At 70.2% G+C, this 19597-nt stretch carries 9 protein-coding genes; 5 read left to right on the forward strand and 4 right to left on the reverse strand.

Annotated elements, in window-relative coordinates:
• Window positions 1–159: 159 nt before the first annotated feature.
• Together B446_RS28270 and B446_RS37480 are read right to left on the reverse strand one after the other, a co-directional pair.
• The gene (locus B446_RS28270) at window positions 160–1689 is read right to left on the reverse strand and encodes a helix-turn-helix domain-containing protein (protein WP_020942850.1); all 1530 of its coding nucleotides are present in this window, start codon (window positions 1687–1689) and stop codon (window positions 160–162) included.
• A 64-nt stretch (window positions 1690–1753) separates the two neighbouring features.
• Complete coding sequence (locus B446_RS37480; protein WP_020942851.1) at window positions 1754–1951, reverse strand: DUF4236 domain-containing protein; 198 nt, start codon at window positions 1949–1951, stop codon at window positions 1754–1756.
• A 364-nt stretch (window positions 1952–2315) separates the two neighbouring features.
• On the opposite strand from B446_RS37480, the gene acnA reads away from it, so the two are divergent.
• Entirely contained in the window at window positions 2316–5033 is a 2718-nt protein-coding gene (gene acnA / locus B446_RS28275; protein WP_020942852.1) for an aconitate hydratase AcnA, read from the forward strand.
• Window positions 5034–5442: 409 nt separating this feature from the next.
• On the opposite strand, the gene B446_RS28280 is transcribed toward acnA, so the two are convergent.
• Entirely contained in the window at window positions 5443–8124 is a 2682-nt protein-coding gene (locus tag B446_RS28280; RefSeq protein WP_020942853.1) for a SpoIIE family protein phosphatase, read from the reverse strand.
• Between the two features lie 533 nt (window positions 8125–8657).
• Here B446_RS28280 and B446_RS28285 point away from each other — a divergent pair.
• Complete coding sequence (locus tag B446_RS28285; RefSeq protein WP_020942854.1) at window positions 8658–11939, forward strand: GH92 family glycosyl hydrolase; 3282 nt, start codon at window positions 8658–8660, stop codon at window positions 11937–11939.
• 68 nt (window positions 11940–12007) lie between these two features.
• Here the strand turns inward: B446_RS28285 and B446_RS28290 are convergent, their stop codons facing one another.
• Window positions 12008–15811 (reverse strand): GH92 family glycosyl hydrolase, encoded by a 3804-nt coding sequence (locus B446_RS28290; protein ID WP_193384506.1) that lies wholly within the window; start codon window positions 15809–15811, stop codon window positions 12008–12010.
• A 343-nt stretch (window positions 15812–16154) separates the two neighbouring features.
• Between B446_RS28290 and ngcE the strand changes: the two genes are divergently transcribed.
• The 3 genes from ngcE to B446_RS28305 are packed head-to-tail and all read left to right on the forward strand — an operon-like array spanning window position 16155 to window position 19486.
• Window positions 16155–17600, forward strand: a complete 1446-nt coding sequence (gene ngcE / locus B446_RS28295) for an N-acetylglucosamine/diacetylchitobiose ABC transporter substrate-binding protein (RefSeq protein WP_020942856.1) — start codon at window positions 16155–16157, stop codon at window positions 17598–17600.
• Between the two features lie 28 nt (window positions 17601–17628).
• Window positions 17629–18555, forward strand: a complete 927-nt coding sequence (locus B446_RS28300; protein ID WP_020942857.1) for a carbohydrate ABC transporter permease — start codon at window positions 17629–17631, stop codon at window positions 18553–18555.
• Window positions 18556–18559: 4 nt separating this feature from the next.
• The gene (locus B446_RS28305) at window positions 18560–19486 is read left to right on the forward strand and encodes a carbohydrate ABC transporter permease (RefSeq protein ID WP_020942858.1); all 927 of its coding nucleotides are present in this window, start codon (window positions 18560–18562) and stop codon (window positions 19484–19486) included.
• Window positions 19487–19597 lie beyond the last annotated feature (111 nt).

Genomic DNA, 19597 nt, shown 5'->3' on the forward strand with positions numbered 1-19597 from the left:
GACATCCTTCCGATGGCGGATCACGTGACGTGCATGTCACTCAAAGACTCCACGCCCGGCCAGAAGTCCCAGAAAAGTCCCAGGGATACCCGGAGGGCCCCTCCCGCCCCGCGTTTGTGCAGGTCAGGAGGGGGTTCACGCTATTATTTCGCAGAGCTTTCAGATGTCCCGGAAGATCTCGATCTGCGCGCCGATCGAGTTCAGCCGTTCCGCGAGGTCCTCGTAGCCGCGGTTGATGACGTAGACGTTGCGCAGCACGGACGTGCCCTCCGCGGCCATCATCGCCAGGAGGACGACCACGGCGGGGCGCAGGGCCGGCGGGCACATCATCTCGGCGGCGCGCCAGCGGGTGGGGCCCTCGACCAGGACGCGGTGCGGGTCGAGGAGCTGGAGGCGGCCGCCCAGGCGGTTGAGGTCCGTCAGGTAGATGGCGCGGTTGTCGTAGACCCAGTCGTGGATGAGGGTCTGGCCCTGCGCCACGGCCGCGATGGCCGCGAAGAAGGGGACGTTGTCGATGTTCAGGCCCGGGAAGGGCATGGGGTGGATCTTGTCGATCGGGGCCTCGAGCTTGGAGGGGCGGACCGTGAGGTCGACCAGCCGGGTGCGCCCGTTGTCCGCGAAGTACTCGGGGCTGCGGTCGTGGTCGAGGCCCATCTCCTCCAGGACGGCCAGCTCGATCTCCAGGAACTCGATCGGGACCCGGCGCACCGTCAGCTCCGACTCGGTGACCACGGCGGCGGCCACCAGGCTCATCGCCTCGACCGGGTCCTCGGAGGGGGAGTAGTCCACGTCGACGTCGATGTTCGGCACGCCGTGCACGGTGAGGGTGGTGGTGCCGATGCCCTCGACCCGGACGCCGAGCGCCTCCAGGAAGAAGCACAGGTCCTGGACCATGTAGTTGGAGGAGGCGTTGCGGATGACCGTCACGCCGTCGTGGCGGGCGGCGGCGAGCAGCGCGTTCTCGGTCACGGTGTCGCCGCGCTCGGTCAGGACGATCGGGCGGTCGGGGCGCACGGTGCGGTCGACCCGGGCGTGGTACTGCCCCTCGGTGGCCGCGATGTCCAGGCCGAACCGGCGCAGCGCGATCATGTGCGGCTCGATGGTCCGGGTGCCCAGGTCGCAGCCGCCGGCGTAGGGCAGCTTGAAGCTGTCCACGCGGTGCAGCAGCGGCCCGAGGAACATGATGATCGAGCGGGTGCGGACGGCCGCCTCCGCGTCGATGGCCGCCATCTCCAGCTCGGCGGGCGGCACCAGTTCCAGGTCGACGCCGTCGTTGATCCAGCGGGTGCGCACCCCGATGGAGTTGAGCACCTCCAGCAGGCGGTACACCTCCTCGATCCGGGCCACCCGGCGCAGCACCGTGCGCCCCTTGTTCAGCAGCGAGGCGCACAGCAGTGCGACGCAGGCGTTCTTGCTCGTCTTGACGTCGATGGCACCGGACAGCCGGCGGCCGCCGACCACCCGCAGATGCATCGGGCCGGCGTACCCGAGCGACACGATCTCGCTGTCCAGGGCCTCGCCGATGCGGGCGATCATCTCAAGGCTGATGTTCTGGTTGCCGCGCTCGATGCGGTTGACGGCGCTCTGGCTGGTGCCCAGCGCCTCGGCGAGCTGCGTCTGTGTCCAGCCCCGGTGTTGCCGGGCGTCACGGATGAGCTTGCCGATGCGTACGAGGTAGTCGTCTGCCATGAGGTTGAGGTTATCTCAGATATGAGATGGCGCCCGTTGGGGGGTCCGTTCGGGTGATGCCCCGTCAACGCTCCCTGGCCGTACGGGTGCGACGCCATCCGAAAGGTCCGGGCAAATCAACCGATGTCGTACGACGTCCGGTACTGCTGTGGGTGTGTCGCGGTCCGTGTTTGCCGCCGGTGGTGAGGGACCAGGAGTGCCGGTTGATGTTCAGCCGTACCCCGGGCAGGATCCGGAAGCTCTTGCGGAAAGTGAGCGGCATGGACGCCTCCTTGGGTCGTGTTCGGGTCGAGCGCCGCTCAACTCGGATACCCCGTACCGGCGTGGAGATGGCAGGCGGCCCAAGGGGGGCGCCGGCCGGTGTCCGGTGTGCGCCGGTCCGCCCCGCGCGGGATGCTCGACTGTGGCCGACGCCACCGGAAAACGGCGGGAGCCGGGCCCGGCCGGGCATGACCAGCCGGTGCCCATGTACTAGAGTTATCTCGACATCGAGATATCTGCCGAGGCGCACCGTGGTCGTCACGCTGGTAAGGCTCACCTAACTTAGCCTGACCTTACTGGATTGCCCGAGCCGGGGTGGCGGCACGATGGACGGTGGTAGGCGCACATCAATGAAGGAGACTGTCGTGTCGGCGAACAGCTTCGACGCCCGCAGCACGCTGCAGGTGGGCGACGAGTCGTACGAGATCTTCCGGCTGGACAAGGTGGAGGGCTCCGCTCGCCTGCCGTACAGCCTCAAGGTCCTGCTGGAGAACCTGCTCCGCACGGAGGACGGCGCGAACATCACCGCCGACCACATCCGCGCCCTCGGCGGCTGGGACTCCCAGGCCCAGCCCTCGCAGGAGATCCAGTTCACGCCGGCCCGCGTGATCATGCAGGACTTCACCGGCGTCCCCTGCGTCGTGGACCTCGCGACCATGCGTGAGGCGGTCAAGGAGCTGGGCGGCGACCCGGCGAAGATCAACCCGCTGGCGCCGGCCGAGCTGGTCATCGACCACTCCGTCATCGCCGACAAGTTCGGCACCAACGACGCCTTCAAGCAGAACGTCGAGCTCGAGTACGGCCGCAACAAGGAGCGCTACCAGTTCCTGCGCTGGGGCCAGACCGCCTTCGACGAGTTCAAGGTCGTCCCGCCGGGCACCGGCATCGTCCACCAGGTGAACATCGAGCACCTGGCCCGCGTCGTCATGGTCCGTGACGGCAAGGCCTACCCCGACACCCTGGTCGGCACCGACTCGCACACCACCATGGTCAACGGCCTCGGCGTGCTCGGCTGGGGCGTCGGCGGCATCGAGGCCGAGGCCGCGATGCTCGGCCAGCCGGTCTCCATGCTCATCCCGCGCGTCGTCGGCTTCAAGCTGACCGGTGAGCTGCCCGCCGGCACCACCGCCACCGACCTCGTGCTCACCATCACTGAGATGCTCCGCAAGCACGGTGTGGTCGGCAAGTTCGTCGAGTTCTACGGCGAGGGCGTGGCCGCCACCTCCCTGGCCAACCGTGCCACCATCGGCAACATGTCGCCGGAGTTCGGCTCCACCGCCGCGATCTTCCCGATCGACGGCGAGACCCTGAACTACCTGCGCCTGACCGGCCGCTCCGAGCAGCAGGTCGCGCTCGTCGAGGCGTACGCCAAGGAGCAGGGCCTCTGGCTGGACCCGAAGGCCGAGCCGGACTTCTCCGAGAAGCTCGAGCTGGACCTCTCCACGGTCGTCCCGTCCATCGCCGGCCCGAAGCGCCCGCAGGACCGCATCGTCCTCGCGAACGCCGCCGAGCAGTTCAAGCTGGACGTGCGCAACTACGTCGACGACCTCGACGAGGCGGGCAAGGAGTCCTTCCCGGCCTCCGACGCCCCCGCCGTCCACCCCAACGGCTTCCCGTCCAACCCGTGCCAGGTCACCGCCCCCGACGGCACGACCTACGAGCTGGACCACGGCGCGGTGACGGTCGCGGCCATCACCTCCTGCACCAACACGTCCAACCCGTACGTCATGATCGGCGCCGCCCTGGTCGCCAAGAAGGCGGTCGAGAAGGGCCTGACCCGCAAGCCGTGGGTCAAGTCCACCCTCGCCCCGGGCTCGAAGGTCGTCACCGACTACTTCGAGCGGGCCGGTCTCACCCCGTACCTGGACAAGCTGGGCTTCAACCTCGTCGGCTACGGCTGCACCACCTGCATCGGCAACTCCGGCCCGCTGCCGGAGGAGGTCTCCAAGGCCGTCAACGACCACGACCTCGCCGTCACCTCGGTCCTCTCCGGCAACCGGAACTTCGAGGGCCGCATCAACCCCGACGTCAAGATGAACTACCTGGCGTCCCCGCCGCTGGTCGTCGCGTACGCCATCGCCGGCTCCATGAAGGTGGACATCACCCGTGACGCCCTGGGCACCGACCAGGACGGCAACCCGGTCTTCCTGAAGGACATCTGGCCCTCCGAGGCCGAGGTCAACGACGTGGTCGCCGCGGCCATCGGCGAGGACATGTTCTCCAAGTCCTACAGCGACGTCTTCGCCGGCGACGCCCAGTGGCAGGCGCTCCCGGTCCCGACCGGCAACACCTTCGAGTGGGACGCCGAGTCGACCTACGTCCGCAAGCCCCCGTACTTCGAGGGCATGGGCATGGAGCCGGAGGCGGTCTCCGACATCACCGGCGCCCGCGTCCTGGCCAAGCTGGGCGACTCGGTCACCACCGACCACATCTCCCCGGCCGGTGCCATCAAGGCCGACACCCCGGCGGGCAAGTACCTCACCGAGCACGGTGTGGAGCGTCGTGACTTCAACTCCTACGGCTCGCGCCGTGGCAACCACGAGGTCATGATCCGCGGCACGTTCGCCAACATCCGCCTGCGCAACCAGATCGCGCCGGGCACCGAGGGCGGCTACACCCGCGACTTCACCCAGGCGGACGCGCCGGTGGCGTTCATCTACGACGCCTCGCGCAACTACATCGAGCAGGGCATCCCGCTGGTCGTCCTGGCCGGCAAGGAGTACGGCTCCGGCTCGTCCCGCGACTGGGCGGCCAAGGGCACCGCGCTGCTCGGCGTCAAGGCCGTCATCGCCGAGTCCTACGAGCGCATCCACCGCTCGAACCTCATCGGCATGGGCGTCCTGCCGCTGCAGTTCCCGGAGGGCGCCACCGCCCAGTCCCTCGGTCTGACCGGCGAGGAGACCTTCTCCTTCACCGGCGTCGAGGAGCTGAACAACGGCACCACGCCGCGCACGGTCAAGGTCACCACCGACACCGGTGTCGAGTTCGACGCGGTCGTCCGCATCGACACCCCCGGTGAGGCCGACTACTACCGCAACGGCGGCATCATGCAGTACGTGCTGCGCAGCCTGATCCGCAAGTAGCACGCACGAGCGGTACGACGACCGAGGGCCGTACCCCCCGCAGCGGGGGTACGGCCCTCGGCCGCGCGTCCGTGCACCGGTGGCGCGGCCCCGCGCCGTCCGCCCACGCACCGGGAGGTCCGGCCCCGCGCCGTGCGGCCATGCACCTGGGGTGCGGCGCCTGCCGTGCGGCCATGCACCTGGAGGTGCGGCCCCCGCCGTGCACCCGTGCAACCGGGGGTCCGGCCCCGCGCCGTGCACCCCATGCACGCGGCGGCCCCGCGCCGTGCGGCCATGCACCTGGGGGTGCGGCCCCTGCCGAACGGCCATGCACCGGGAGGCGCGGCCCCCGCCGTGCACCCGTGCGACCGGGAGGTCCGGCCCCGCTGCGTGCGTGCGTGTACCGGGGACGCGGCCCGCGGCCGTGCGCTCACTCCAGGGGGATGTCCGGGATCTCGAATCCCGGGACCCCCGGCAGCTCCCCGCTCTTCGGCAGCGCCACCTCGGCCCAGATCACCTTGCCCTGGGGCGTGTACCGGGTGCCCCAGCGCTCGGTCATCTGCGACACCAGGAACAGGCCCCGGCCGCCCTCGTCGGTCGTCGCGGCGTACCGCAGGTGCGGCGAGGTGCTGCTGCCGTCGGCGACCTCGCAGATCAGCGTGCGGTCCCGGATCAGCCGGACGTGGATCGGCTCGGAGGCGTAGCGGATGGCGTTGGTGATCAGCTCGCTCAGCACCAGCTCCATGCCGAAGCCCAGCTCGGCCAGGCCCCACTCCGCCAGCTTCGCGGACACGGCGCCGCGCATCCCGGACACGGCGGCCGGGTCGCCCGGCACGTCCCAGTCGGCGACGTTCTCCGGTGGCAGCGCCCGGGTGCGCGCGATCAGCAGCGCCACGTCGTCGGCGGGCCGCTCGGGCAGCAGCTCGTCCAGCACCGCCTGGCAGCTCTCCTCCGGCGCCCGGTCGGGGTGCCCCTCCAGCGCCCGGCGCAGCAGCTCCATGCCCACGTCCAGGTCGCGCCTGCGGTCCTCGATGAGCCCGTCGGTGTACAGCACGAGCTGGCTGCCCTCGGGCACGTCCAGCTCGGCCGTCCGGAACGGCATGCCGCCCAGGCCCAGCGGCGGCCCGGCCGGCACGTCGGGGAAGGTGGCGCTGCCGTCGGGGTACACCAGGGCCGGTGTCAGGTGCCCGGCGCGCGCCATGACGCAGCGGCGCGCCACCGGGTCGTAGATGGCGTACAGACAGGTGGCGCCGACGATCTCACCGGAGGTGTCCGCGCACGCCTCGTCCTGGTCGATACGGCCGACCAGGTCGTCCAGGTGGCTGAGCAGCTCGTCCGGCGGCAGGTCGAGGGTGGAGAAGTTGTGCACCGCGGTGCGCAGCCGGCCCATCGTCGCGGCGGCGTGCAGACCGTGCCCGACCACGTCCCCGACGGCCAGCGCCACCCGGCCGCCCGGCAGCGGGATCACGTCGAACCAGTCGCCGCTCACGCCCGACTGGGCGGGCAGGTAGCGGTAGCCGACGTCCAGGGCGCTCTGCTCGGGCAGCGCCCGCGGCAGCAGGCTGCGCTGGAGGGTGACCGCCAGCGCGTGCTCGCGGGCGTACCGGCGGGCGTTGTCGATGCTGACCGCCGCCCGGGCCACCAGCTCCTCGGCCAGCGACAGCTCCTCCTCGTCGAAGGCGTCCCGTTTGGAGCGCCAGAAGTTGACCATGCCCAGCACCACGCCGCGGGCCTGGACGGGCGCGCTGATCAGCGAGTGGATGCCGAAGTCGACGATCTGCCGGGCGCGCTCCGGGTCCTGCGCCTGCCAGCCCGAGGCGGAGGACAGGTCGGTCACCAGCTGGGTGCGGCCGGCGTCGTAGCCGAGGGCCTGCGGGGTGGAGGGCAGGAAGTCGATCAGCCGGCCCCGCTCGTAGAGCGGGTGGTCGTCCCGGATGCCGCTGACGGCGACGCGCCGCATGTCCGTCGCCTTGGGGCCGGGCTCCTCGCCGTGCAGGACGGCGTCGGCCACGTCCACGGTGACGAAGTCGGCGAACCGGGGCACGGCGAGCTGGGCCAGCTCGTCCGCCGTGCGGACCACGTCGAGGCTGGTGCCGATGCCGAGGCCGGCGTCGTAGAGCAGCTCCAGCCGCTCCCGGGTGACCTCGGCCCGGCCCGAGACGGCCTGCAGCTCGGTGGAGTCCCGCAGCGTCACCACGGTGCCCCGGGGGCCGCCCTCGGGGTGCGTGGGCCGCTGGTTGACGGCGAGCAGCCGGCCGCCGGCGAAGTGCACCTCGTCGGTCGCCTCGCGGCCGGAGGAGAGCAGCTCCGCCATGTCGGCGTCGAGGCACGACAGCTCGCGCACGGTGTGCCCCTCGGCCTCCACGGGCAGCTCCAGCAGCCGCCGGGCCTCGTCGTTGGCCAGCAGCAGCCGACCGTTGTCCTGGACGATGAGGACGCCCTCGCGCACCGAGTGCAGCACCGTGTCGTGGTGCTCGTACATCCGGGACATCTCGTCCGGGGCCAGGCTGTGGGTCTGCCGCCGCAGCCGCCGGCCCACGAGCGCGGTGCCGCCGGTGGACACCACGAGGGCCGCCGCGCCGGCGCCGAGGATGATCGGCAGCTGCCGGTCCACGGCGTTGGTCACGTTCTTCACCTTGAGCCCGGCGGAGACCAGCGCCGTCACCTTGCCCCGGTCGTCCCGGATCGGCACCGTCGCCTGCACCTCGTGGCCGAGCGGGCCGTGGACGCTCTCGGTGTAGACGTGGCCGGCCAGCGACGGGGCGATCCTGCCGACGAAACGTTTCCCGATCTTGCTCGGGATGGGGTGCGTGTAGCGGATGCCCTTCTTGTCCATGACGACGATGAAGTCGACGCCCGCGCTCTTGCGTCCCGCCTCGGTCAGCGGCTGGAGCACCGCCGACGGGTGGGGCGAACGCAGCGCCTCCACGACACCGGGGGAGTGCGCGAAGGTCTCGGCGACGGCGATGGACCGGCGCCTCGCCTCCGTGCTCGTGTCACGCTCCGACTGCAGGACGAGGGCGAAGACCGCGCAGACCACGAGAACCACGACCAGCGCCACCTGCAGGACGAAAACCTGCCCGGCGACGCTGCGGGGACTCTTGCCGATCATCGAGCGCAATGAGATGCGCCTGAATCGGCCGATTCGGTCCGACATGCGACATTTCTAACACTGGCGTTTCCCGGTGACTACGGCTGGTCCAAGCGATGGACATCACACGGGCCCGGGAACGAGCCTCGGGAGCGCTCCCAAAAATCGCTGCGAACAGTGCATCACCATTCTCTCGCGAAGCGGTGGGAAGTGCTCGGGGCGGACCCGGTGGCCGTGCGCACCGGGTCCGCGAGCCGGGCAGGTGAGGGGGGTGGTGGTGTCCCTGCCCGGGTGGTGCCGGCTTGTGGAGGAGCGTGAGGTCCCCGGGGGACCCCGACCGGTGGTGCGACAACGTTGTCGACTGGTCTGTACATGACTTTACCGCCTCAACCGACAACGATGTCAACCTACTTGAGGTCCCCCGACCGGGTGATCCGCGGGCGTGCCAGGACCGCCGTACGCGGTCTTCCGTGTGACCGGTGGCGCACGCTACTGTCCCTGCGGCTTGTGCGACCGGTGGTGCGCGACCCGTCCGTCAGAGGAAGGGCCGCTCCATGCGTTTCCGTCCCATGTCCCTGCTGCTGGCCGCGGTGCTCGCGATGAGCGGTGCCCCCACGGCCCTCGCGGCGACCGCAGCTCCCCCCGGGCTCGTCAAGGACCCGACCCCGTACGTCGACCCGCTGATCGGCACCAGGAACGGCGGCAACGTCTTCCCGGGCGCCGTCGTGCCCTTCGGCATGCTCTCCTGGAGCCCGGAGAACACCCGGGGCGACGCCACCCGCACCGCGGCCCCCGGCGGCTACCAGTACGACGCCACCCGGATACGCGGCTTCAGCCTCACCCACATGTCCGGCACCGGCTGCGCGGGCGGCAGCGGCGACATCCCGTTCTTCCCGTACGCCGGCGAGGTCACCTCGTCCCCGGCGAGCGACACCAAGGACGCCGTCTACGCCTCCGGCTTCAGCCACCCCGACGAGACCGCGGAACCCGGCCACTACCGGGTCGGCCTCGCCTCCGGCGTCACCGCCGACCTCACCGCGACCGCCCGCACCGGCTCCGCCCGCTTCACCTTCCCGGCCGACAAGCCCGCCTCGCTGCTGGTGCGCACCGCCAACTCGGAGGTCGGCTCCACCGACTCGTCGGTCACCATCGACCCCGCCGGCCGCACCGTCTCCGGCTCCGTCACCTCCGGCGACTTCTGCGGCTACCTCGACCCCGAAGGCCGGCGCGCCTACTACACGCTCTACTTCACCGCCCGCTTCGACCGGCCCTTCAAGACCCACGGCACCTGGCGGGACGGCACGCTGGACCCCGGATCCACCACCGCCTCCGGCGGGACCGGCGGCTTCGCCGACGGCGGTCGGCCGGTCGCCGGCAAGGGCGCCGGCGGGTACGTCGAGTTCGCCCCCGGCACCGGCCCGGTGAACGTCAAGGTCGGCATCTCCTACGTCAGCCGGGCGGCGGCCGCGGCGAACCTCGCCGCCGAGAACCCGCCCGAGCGCTCCTTCGACGCAATGCGCGACGCCGCCCGGGCCGCCTGGCGCGAGCGCCTGGGCGCCGTCCGGGTCGGCGGCGGCAGCGCCACCGACCGCACCACCTTCTACACCGCCCTCTACCACTCCCTCCTGCACCCGAACGTGATCAGCGACGCCGACGGCCGCTACCGGGGCAGCGACGACAAGGTGCACCGGGTGGCCCGCGGCCACCGGGCCCAGTACGGCACCTTCTCCGGCTGGGACGTCTACCGCGACCAGGTCCAGCTGCTCACCCTGCTCGACCCGCGCACCGGCTCCGACGTCGCCCAGTCGCTGTACGAGATGGCCCGGCAGAACGGCGGGGTCTGGGACCGCTGGCTGCACGGCGCGAGCGGCACCCACGTCATGAACGGCGACCCCGCGCCCACCGCGCTCGCCGGGATCCGGGCCTTCGGCGGCACCGACTTCGACCTGCGGGGCGCGCTCGGCTCACTGGTCCGGGCGGCCACCGTGCCCACCGAGCAGGACCTGTCCGCGGCCGGCAAGCCGGTGCTGTCGGTCGGCCAGCGCCCCTCCCTCGACAAGTACCTCGACAAGCACTACATGCCGTCCGTCTCCAACGCCTGGGGCGGTGCCGCCGAGACCCTGGAGATGTCCACCGCCGACTTCTCGCTCTCCCAGCTCGCCGCGGCGGCGGGCCGCAAGGGCACGGCGGCCGCCTTCGCCCGGCGCGCCCAGTGGTGGCAGAACAACTTCGACATCGCGGCCGTCCCCTCCGGTGCCGACGGCAGCGGCGGCTACATCGCCAACCGCAAGGCCGACGGCAGCTGGGTCACCGGCTTCACCCCCGACACCGGCAACGGGTTCGTCGAGGGCACCGCGGCCCAGTACACCTGGATGGTCCAGCACGACCCGGCCGGGCTGTTCGCCGCCATGGGCGGCACCGGCAAGGCCCTGGCCCGGCTCGACGACTTCTTCCACGACGCCGACGGCGGCTGGGCCTTCACCGGCAGCGGCGGCACCAAGTCCGAACTCGACAACGAGCCCTCGCTCAACGTCCCCTACCTGTACGACTACGCCGGCGCCCCGTACAAGACCCAGGAGACCGTCCGGGCGGCCATGCGGCGGCTCTGGTCGGCCGAGCCCGGGGGCATCCCCGGCAACGACGACCTCGGCGCCATGTCCGCCTGGTACGTCTTCTCCGCCCTCGGCATGTACCCGCAGGTCCCCTCCCGCGCGGAACTGGTCCTCGCCTCGCCGCTGTTCGAGCGCGCCGAGATCCACCGCCCGCACGGCAACGACATCTCCGTCCGCGCGCCGGGAGCGGCCTGGGACGCGCCCTACGTCCGGTCCCTGAAGGTCGACGGCCGCCGCGGCGACCGGCCGTGGCTCCCGGCCTCGTTCGTGCGGGACGGCGGACGGCTCGACTACACGCTCTCCGCGACCCCGGACCGCTCCTGGGGCGCGACCGAGCCGCCGCCGTCCTTCCGCCAGGGCGAGCAGCCCTACCAGATCGGCGTCGGCCCGACCGCCGCGACGCTCGCGCCCGGCGACTCCACCGAGGTCGCCGTCCGCGCCCTGTCGCTGAACGGCGGCACCGGACCCGACGTCCGCTTCCGCGTCGAGACCCCGGACGGCGTCACCGCCACGCCCGCCGAGGGCTCGGTCACCGACGGCGCGCGGCAGATCACGCTCACCGCCGCCGACGGCGTCCACCAGGGCTTCTACGACGTCACCGTCACGGTGACCTCCGACGGCACCTCCTACCGGCAGCCGGTCGCCCTGACCGTCGCCGCGCCCGGCACCCTGCTGGCGGCCTACAACGGCACCGGGGTCTCCGACGACACCGGCGACCACGCCGAGGCCGACTACGACGGCGGCGGCTGGAGCTACTCCCGCCAGGCCCTCGCGGCGGCCGGCCTGACCCCCGGCGGCCACGGCACCGTCGACGGCCTCGCCTTCACCTGGCCCGACTCGCCCGCCGGCCGCCCCGACAACGCCTCGGCGGCCGGCCAGAGCGTCGACCTCGCCACCCCGGCGGCGACGCTGTCCTTCCTCGGCAGCGCGGTCAACGGCAACCAGAGGACCACGGCCACCGTGACCTACACCGACGGCAGCACCGGCACGATCGACCTCGCCTTCACCGACTGGACCGTCGGCGGGGGCGGCGGCACCGTCCAGTACGGCAACCGGGTCGTCGCCAAGACCGCGTACCGCAACGTCGCGGGCGCCGACAAGGACCCGGTGGCGACCTACGTCTTCGCGACCGAGCCGTTCCGGGCGCCCCCGGGCAAGTCCATCAGGAGCGTCCGGCTGCCCGACGACACCGACCTGCACGTGTTCACCCTCGCGGTGGGCTGACCCGTACGGCACAAGGCCGCCCCCCGGGTCCTTCCGGGGGGCGGCCTTCGTTCCGTACGGCGGGTGCGTCAGCCGAGCAGCTCCACCTCCGCCAGCGTCGACTCGGAGTCGAGGACCAGCCGGTACTTCGGGTACGAGCCCGGCTTGGCGATCGTGAACGCCCGGGTCTGCCGGTCCCAGGCGAACGACTCCCCGGACCGGTGGTCCAGGGTGCGCCAGGTCGTGCCGTCCGCCGAGCCCTGCAGCGTCCAGCCGGCCGGTGCCTCCGTGTGATCGGCGGCCGAGGTCAGCGTGTACTGGACGGGCTTGCCGGCACCGGTGACCGGGAGGTCGACCGAGGCGACCGTCGCGCTCGTCGCCGAGGTGTCGTCGAACAGGGCCCCGTCACCCTTGAGCAGGTCGGTGCGCGGCGTCGGCACCTTGTCGTCCTGGGTGATGGACACGGGCGCCGCGTCGCGGCCGCTGCCCCAGGTGGACGGCTTCGCCCCCATGAAGAACTGCAGCACCCCGCCCTTGGCCAGCAGCGAGTGGGGGAGCGAGGTCGACGTCCAGGGGCGGCCGTTGACGGTCACGCCCTGCACGTAGACGTTCTCCGCGCTGTTGCGCGGGGCCTTGATCACCAGGTCCCGGCCGTTCTCCAGGTGCACGGTCGCCTTCTTGAACAGCGGGGAGCCGATCGCGTACTCGCCGCCGCCCATCACCAGCGGGTAGAAGCCGAGCGAGGAGAAGAGGTACCAGGCCGACTGCTCGCCGTTGTCCTCGTCGCCGTGGTAGCCCTGACCGATCTCGCTGCCGGTGTACAGGCGGGAGAGCGCCTCGCGGACGTACTGCTGCGCCTTCCAGGGCTGGGAGGCCGCGTCGTACATGTAGATCACGTGGTGCGCGACCTGGTTGGAGTGGCCGTACATGCCCATCCGCACGTCCCGGGCCTCGGTCATCTCGTGGATGACACCGCCGTAGGAGCCGACGTAGTCCGGGGAGGCCGTCTCCGGGGTGGCGAAGTACGTGTCGAGCTTGTCCGCGAGGGCCTGCCGGCCGCCGTACAGGTTGGCCAGGCCCCGGCTGTCCTGCGGGGCGGTGAAGGCGTAGCCCCAGCCGTTGGTCTCCGTGTAGTCGTAGCCCCACACGCGCGGGTCGTACTTCGCGGAGTCCAGGCGCCAGCCGCCCTTGGCGTCACGGCCCTGGAAGAAGCCCGCCTTGGCGTCGAAGAGGTTCACGTAGTCCCGGGCGCGGTTGAGGAAGTACGTCGACTCCTCCTGGTACCGCTTCTCGCCCGTCTTCTCGTAGAGCGCCTGGCCCATCCGGGCGATGCCGTAGTCGTTGACGTAGCCCTCCATCGCCCACGACAGGCCCTCGTGCGTGTCGGTGCTGGTGTAGCCGAGGAACGGCGAGGTGCTCATGCCCTTGCGGCCCACGCCCGACGCCGGGGGGACGACCGTGGCGTTCTTGACCGCCGCCTCGTACGCCGCCTTCGCGTCGAACTTCACGCCCTTGACGTACGCGTCGGCGAACGCCACGTCCGAGGAGGTGCCGGTCATCAGGTCGGCGTAGCCGGGGGAGGACCAGCGGGAGGTCCAGCCGCCGTCCTTGTACTGCTGCACGAAGCCGTCGACCATCTCGCCGGCCTGACCGGGGGTCAGGAACGAGTAGGCCGGCCAGGTGGTGCGGTAGGTGTCCCAGAAGCCGTTGTTGACGTACACCTTACCGTCGACGATCTTCGCGCCGGTGTGCGTCGGGGTGTCCGGGCCCGGCATGGCGGAGAACGGCGAGGCGTACCGGTCCTTGCCGCCGACCTCCTCGAAGCCGGAGTTCGGGTACAGGTAGAGCCGGTACATGCTGGAGTACAGCGTGGTGAGCTGGTCCGGGGTCGCGCCCTCCACCTCGACCTTGCCGAGCAGCCGGTCCCAGGTGCGCTGGGCCGCGTTCCTGACCGTGTCGAAGGAGGTGCCGTCCGGGATCTCCCGGGCCAGGTTGTCCTTCGCCTGGTCGACGCTGATCAGCGAGGTCGCCAGGCGCAGCCCGACGGTGTGGTCCGCGCCCGCGTCGAACCGCAGGTAGCCCTTGACCCCGCTGGAGCCGCCGTCGGTCACCTGCCTGTCGAAGACGCCGTAGACGAACAGCCGGGTGGCGCCCGTCGACAGGCCCGACTTCACGTCGGAGTAGCCGGTGACGACGCCGTGCTCCTTGTCCAGGGTCAGCCCGGCCTGCTCGGTGACGTTGTCGAACACGACGCTCGCGTCGTCGCCCGGGTAGGTGAAGCGCAGCGCCGCCGCGTGGTCGGTCGGGGCTATCTCCGCCTTCAGGCCGTTCTCGAACCGGACGCCGTAGTAGTACGGGCGCGCGGTCTCGTTCTCGTGCCGGAAGGCCAGCTCGCGTGCCTCACGCCCGGTGTCCGGGGTGCCGGAGGCGGCGGAGGGCATCAGCTGGAAGGTCTGCCGGTCGCCCATCCAGGGGCTGGGTTCGTGGCTCGCGCTGAACGCCTGGATCGTGGGGAGGTTGTCGCTGTTGTTCGCACGTGCGTACTCGTACAGCCAGCTCAGCGAGGACGCGTTGGTGACCGGCGTCCAGAAGTTGAAGCCGTGCGGGAGGGCCGCCGCCGGGAAGTCGTTGCCGCGCGAGAAGCTGCCGCTGGAGTTGGTGCCGCGGGTGGTCAGCGCGTAGTCCGACAGGTGCGCCTTCGGCTTCTCGGGGGCCACCCGGCGCAGCGCGACGTCGTCTATCCAGCCCCGGAACTTCGCCGGGCCGTCGGGGGAGTCGTAGGCCACCAGGATCCGGTCGACGGTCTTGCCCGCCGCCACCGAGCCGATCCGCGAGGCCACGTTGTTCCACTGGTTGACGTACAGCGCCTTGGACGCGCCCTGGCCGCGCGGCGACAGCGGGAAGCCGTGCTGGTCGGTCGCGCCCAGGTCGCTCAGGTAGGTGCCGTCGGTGAAGGCCAGGTCCACGGAGACGTTGGTGGCGTCGTAGTCGCGGTCGCCGTCGGCCATGGACGGGAAGACGCGGTACGACAGCCGGGTGTCGCCGGCGACCTTCACGTTCACGTCGAAGACCTTGTTGGACGAGTACGCCCGGCCGGCCGCGGTGTGCCGTCCGGCGTAGCGCAGTGCGCGCTTTCCGGTGAATCCGGCCCCCGCCTTGGCCGTCGGCGAACCGCTCGGTCCCTTGTCGACCAGCGACAGCATGTCCTGCGGCACCGGGCCGCCCGTGCCGCCGGTGGAGAACTGCACGTCGGCGAGTTGCAGGATGCCCGAGGCACCGTTGTTCCTCGTCACGTCCAGCCGGAAGTGCTGGTACTCGGCCGGCTCGGCGAGGTCGTAGGACTTGGTCTGGAACCGCTCCGGGAAGGACTCGTCCGAGCGGCTGTCGAGGGTCTTCCAGTCCTTGCCGTCCGTGGAGCCCTGGAGCGTCCAGTCCCGCGGGTCGCGCTCGTCGTAGTCGTTGGCCGAGGTGAGCGCGTACGTCACCAGCTTGACGGGCTTGTCCAGGTCGAACTCGGCCCAGCCGGTGGGCTGGAAGGTCAGCCACTTGGTGCCGGGCTCGCCGTCGGCGAGGTTCTCCTTCACCTCGCCCGCTCCGCTGTTCTCGCCGCTCGCCCGGACCTCGGTGACGTGGTCGGTGACGTTGCCCGGGATACCCGTGCTGTAGCCGCCGTCCACGCCCGAGGCGCGCTTGCCGCCGTCCGCTCCGGTGTCGACGGTGTTCAGCCAGTCGGGTGCCGGATCCCCCGCCTCGAACGAGGATGCGAACTCGTGGTCGGCGGCGGCCGCCCGGGCGGGCAGCGCGACCGCCGCCCCCTGTGCTCCGGCCGCCATGACAAAGGCGGCCGTGAGGACGACCGCCGGACCGTATCTGTGCCGAGTTCTCCGCTGCATGTACGGATTCCCTCCCTGCGCCAGGGCTCTGGACAACGTTGTCAACTTCGGGGCGCAGGTATCAGTAGGGCGTCAAGTGGCCTGTGATGTCAAGGGTGTTGGGTGTGGCATTCAGGGGTCTATGTCGGGAATTTTTCCGCCGGGACGCGCACAGGGGCCTCATATTTCCGTGAGGTCTCAACTCGGAAAAGACCCATGGGGAACCTTGCATTCGATCTTGCTCCGTCGGCCGGAAGTGGACTATACCTGTCGGCGTTTCCCGCATGACCCTGCACTACCCGACAGCGGTGCCGGGGAGGATCCGGTTCACCGCCTGAGTCCTGGAGAAGGCGAGGACTTGAGCATGGGATCCACTGCGCACCACGGTGGCGAGGGTGTCGGCCGCCGCGATCTGATCAAGCGTTCGGCCGCACTCGGTCTGGTGGCCGCCCCCGGAATGGGCCTGCTGTCCGCCTGCGCGAGCAGCGGCGGCGACGGACAGGACAAGGCGAAGGCGGGCAAGAAGACCGCCAAGAACCCGCTCGGCGTCAACGAGAGCGCCAAGATGGAGTTCGTCCTCTTCGACGGCGGCTTCGGCAAGGAGTACGCCCAGGACGCGGTGAAGATCTATCAGAAGGACTTTCCCAAGGCCACGGTGAAGTTCTCCGCCACCCAGAAGATCCAGTCCACCCTTCAGCCCCGTTTCAACCAGGGCAACCCGCCGGACCTCATCGACAACTCCGGCGCCGAGCAGATGGACATGGGCGTCCTCGTCGGCAAGAACCAGCTCGCCGACCTCACCCCGCTGCTCGACGCGCCGTCGTACGACGACCCGTCCAAGAAGGTCCGTGACACGCTGCGCCCCGGCATCGTGGAGATGGGCCAGTTCGACGGCAAGCCGGTCTGGATCCTGTACTACGCCTACACGGTCTACGGCGTCTGGTACTCGCAGAAGGCCCTCGACTCCCTGGACGCGACGTACCCGGAGACCTGGGACGACATGCTCGCGGTCTGCGCCAAGGCCAAGAAGAAGGGCATGGCGGGCTGGACCTACGCGGGCAAGTACCCGTACTACATCCCCTTCTCGCTGTACCCGATGATCGGCAAGGTCGGCGGCCGCGAGGTGCTCGACGCCATCGACAACCTGGAGCCGAACGCCTGGAAGCACCCGGCGGTCAAGGCCTGCTTCGAGGCCTACTACGAGCTCTACAAGAAGGGCTACATCCTCAAGGGCACCCCGGGCCTGGACCACATCCAGTCGCAGACCGCCTGGGCGAAGGGCAAGGCGCTGTTCATCCCGAACGGCTCCTGGGTGGAGAACGAGTCGGCCAACGTCATCCCGTCCGACTTCAACCTCGCCGTCTCGGCGCCCACCGGCATCGACAGCTCCGACAAGATGCCGTTCGGCACCATCTGGGCCTCCGGCGGTGAGCCCTTCGTCGTCCCGGCCAAGGCGGCGAACACCGAGGGCGGCATGGAGCAGCTGCGCATCATGCTCTCCGAGGCGTCCTCGAAGAACTTCACCGCCAAGGTGAAGTCGCTGACCGCGTTCAACGGCGGCACCTCCGGCATCAGCCTCACCCCTGGTCTGAAGTCGGGCGTGGCGGCGCTGGAGAAGGCCGGATCCAACGTGGTGAATCCGCGTCTCCAGGACTGGTACGTCCAGTTGCAGAAGGAGAAGATCGGTGTGGCCGGTCTCGGCGAGATGATGGCCGGCCGGCTGACCCCGGCGGAGGCCATCAAGAAGATCCAGGGCTTCGCCGACGAGGCCGCGAAGGACTCGTCCATCAAGCACTACAAGCACCAGTAACCAGCACCTCTACCGCACCGGAGTGGCGATGCAGCACGGCAAGTACCGGTTCATCGTGGGGTTCCTGGCACTGCCCCTGGGACTGTACGCGCTCTTCGTGGTGTGGCCGTTCATCCAGTCCATCTACTACTCGTTCACGGACTGGACCGGCCTGAGCCCCGAATTCAAGATGGTCGGCTTCGACAACTACCGGAGGATGCTGCACGACGACATCTTCTGGAAGTCGTTGCAGCACAGTCTGCTGTTCGCCCTGGTGCTTCCGCTGGTGACGATCAGTCTGGCCCTGTTCTTCGCCTTCATGATCAATGTGGGCGGCCGGCACAGAAGGGGTGGCCCCGTGGTCTCCGGGGTGCGGGGCTCCTCCTTCTACAAGATCGTCTATTTCTTCCCGCAGGTCCTCTCCATCGCGATCGTGGCGCTGCTGTTCGCCTTCGCGTACAACCCGGACAGCGGCGCCATCAACTCACTGCTGCGCGGGATCGGCCTCGACAGCGTCCAGCCGCTGTGGCTGGGCGACCCGGACCTCGCGCTGTGGTGCGTGATGGCGGTGCTCGTGTGGTCCACGGTCGGCTTCTTCGTGGTCCTGTTCTCGGCGGGCATGGCGTCGATCCCGGCCGAGATGTACGAGGCGGCGCTGCTGGACGGCGCGAGCCGCTTCACCACGTTCTTCCGCATCACCCTGCCGCTGCTGTGGGACACCGTGCAGTCCGGCTGGGTCTACATGGGCATCCTCGCGCTCGGCGCCGAGTCGTTCGCGGTCGTGCAGATCATGACGACCGGGCCGGGCGGTCCCGACTACTCGACCACCGTGATGGTCCTGTACGTGTACCAGAAGGCGTTCCGGGACGGTCAGGCCGCCTACGCCACCACCATCGGCGTCGCCCTGCTCGTGGTCACGCTCGCCTTCGCGGCGATCGTGATGCGGCTGGGCCGTCGCGAGCGGCTGGAGTACTGAAGCGATGAAGACGACCGAGACCCCCGCACCGCTGCCGGCCGAGTCCGGGGCGAGCGTCTCCAAGATCGACGTGGCGCCGGCCGCGCGGCCCTCCGGGCGGAAGAAGGAGGGCGGCGTCCTCAACGTCTTCTCCCACGGCGTGCTGATCATCTGGGCGATCATGGTGGTCATGCCGCTGCTGTGGGCGGTCATGACGTCGTTCAAGGACGACAGCTCCATCTTCGGCTCGCCCTGGTCGCTGCCGGACAAGCTGCACTTCGACAACTGGTCGCGGGCGTGGACCCAGGCCAACATGAGCGACTACTTCCTGAACACCGTCCTGGTGGTCGGCGGGTCGCTCATCGGCACCCTGGTCCTCGGCTCCATGGCCGCCTACGTCCTGGCGCGCTTCGACTTCCCCGGCAACCGCTTCATCTACTTCCTGTTCGTCGGCGGCATGAGCTTCCCGATCATGCTGGCGCTGGTCCCGCTGTTCTACGTCGTGAACAACATGGGCCTGCTCAACACGATCCACGGACTGATCCTGGTCTACATCGCGTACTCGCTGCCGTTCACGGTCTTCTTCCTGACCGCGTTCTTCCGGACCCTGCCCACCTCGGTGGCGGAAGCGGCCTTCGTGGACGGCGCCTCGCACACCCGTACGTTCTTCCAGATCATGCTGCCCATGGCCAAGCCCGGCCTGATCAGCGTGGGCATCTTCAACTTCCTGGGCCAGTGGAACCAGTACATGCTGCCCACGGTCCTCAACACCGACCCCGACAAGCGCGTCCTGACCCAGGGCCTGGTGCAGCTCGCGGTCAGCCAGGGCTACAAGGGCGACTGGTCCGGCCTCTTCGCGGGCCTGGTGATGGCGATGCTGCCGGTCCTGGCGGCGTACATCGTCTTCCAGCGCCAGGTGGTCGCGGGACTCACCGCAGGCGCCCTGAAGTAACCGACTCACCCGAACGGAGGCACCCGGGGACCACCTGGTCCCCGGGTGCCTCCGCGTCCCCCCGAGCCCGGTAAGCCGCCGGCCCGGCCCGGGGAGCCCTCCAGCCCGCTC

Origin of the sequence: Streptomyces collinus Tu 365 (assembly GCF_000444875.1) — a bacterium.
GTDB lineage: Bacteria > Actinomycetota > Actinomycetes > Streptomycetales > Streptomycetaceae > Streptomyces > Streptomyces collinus_A.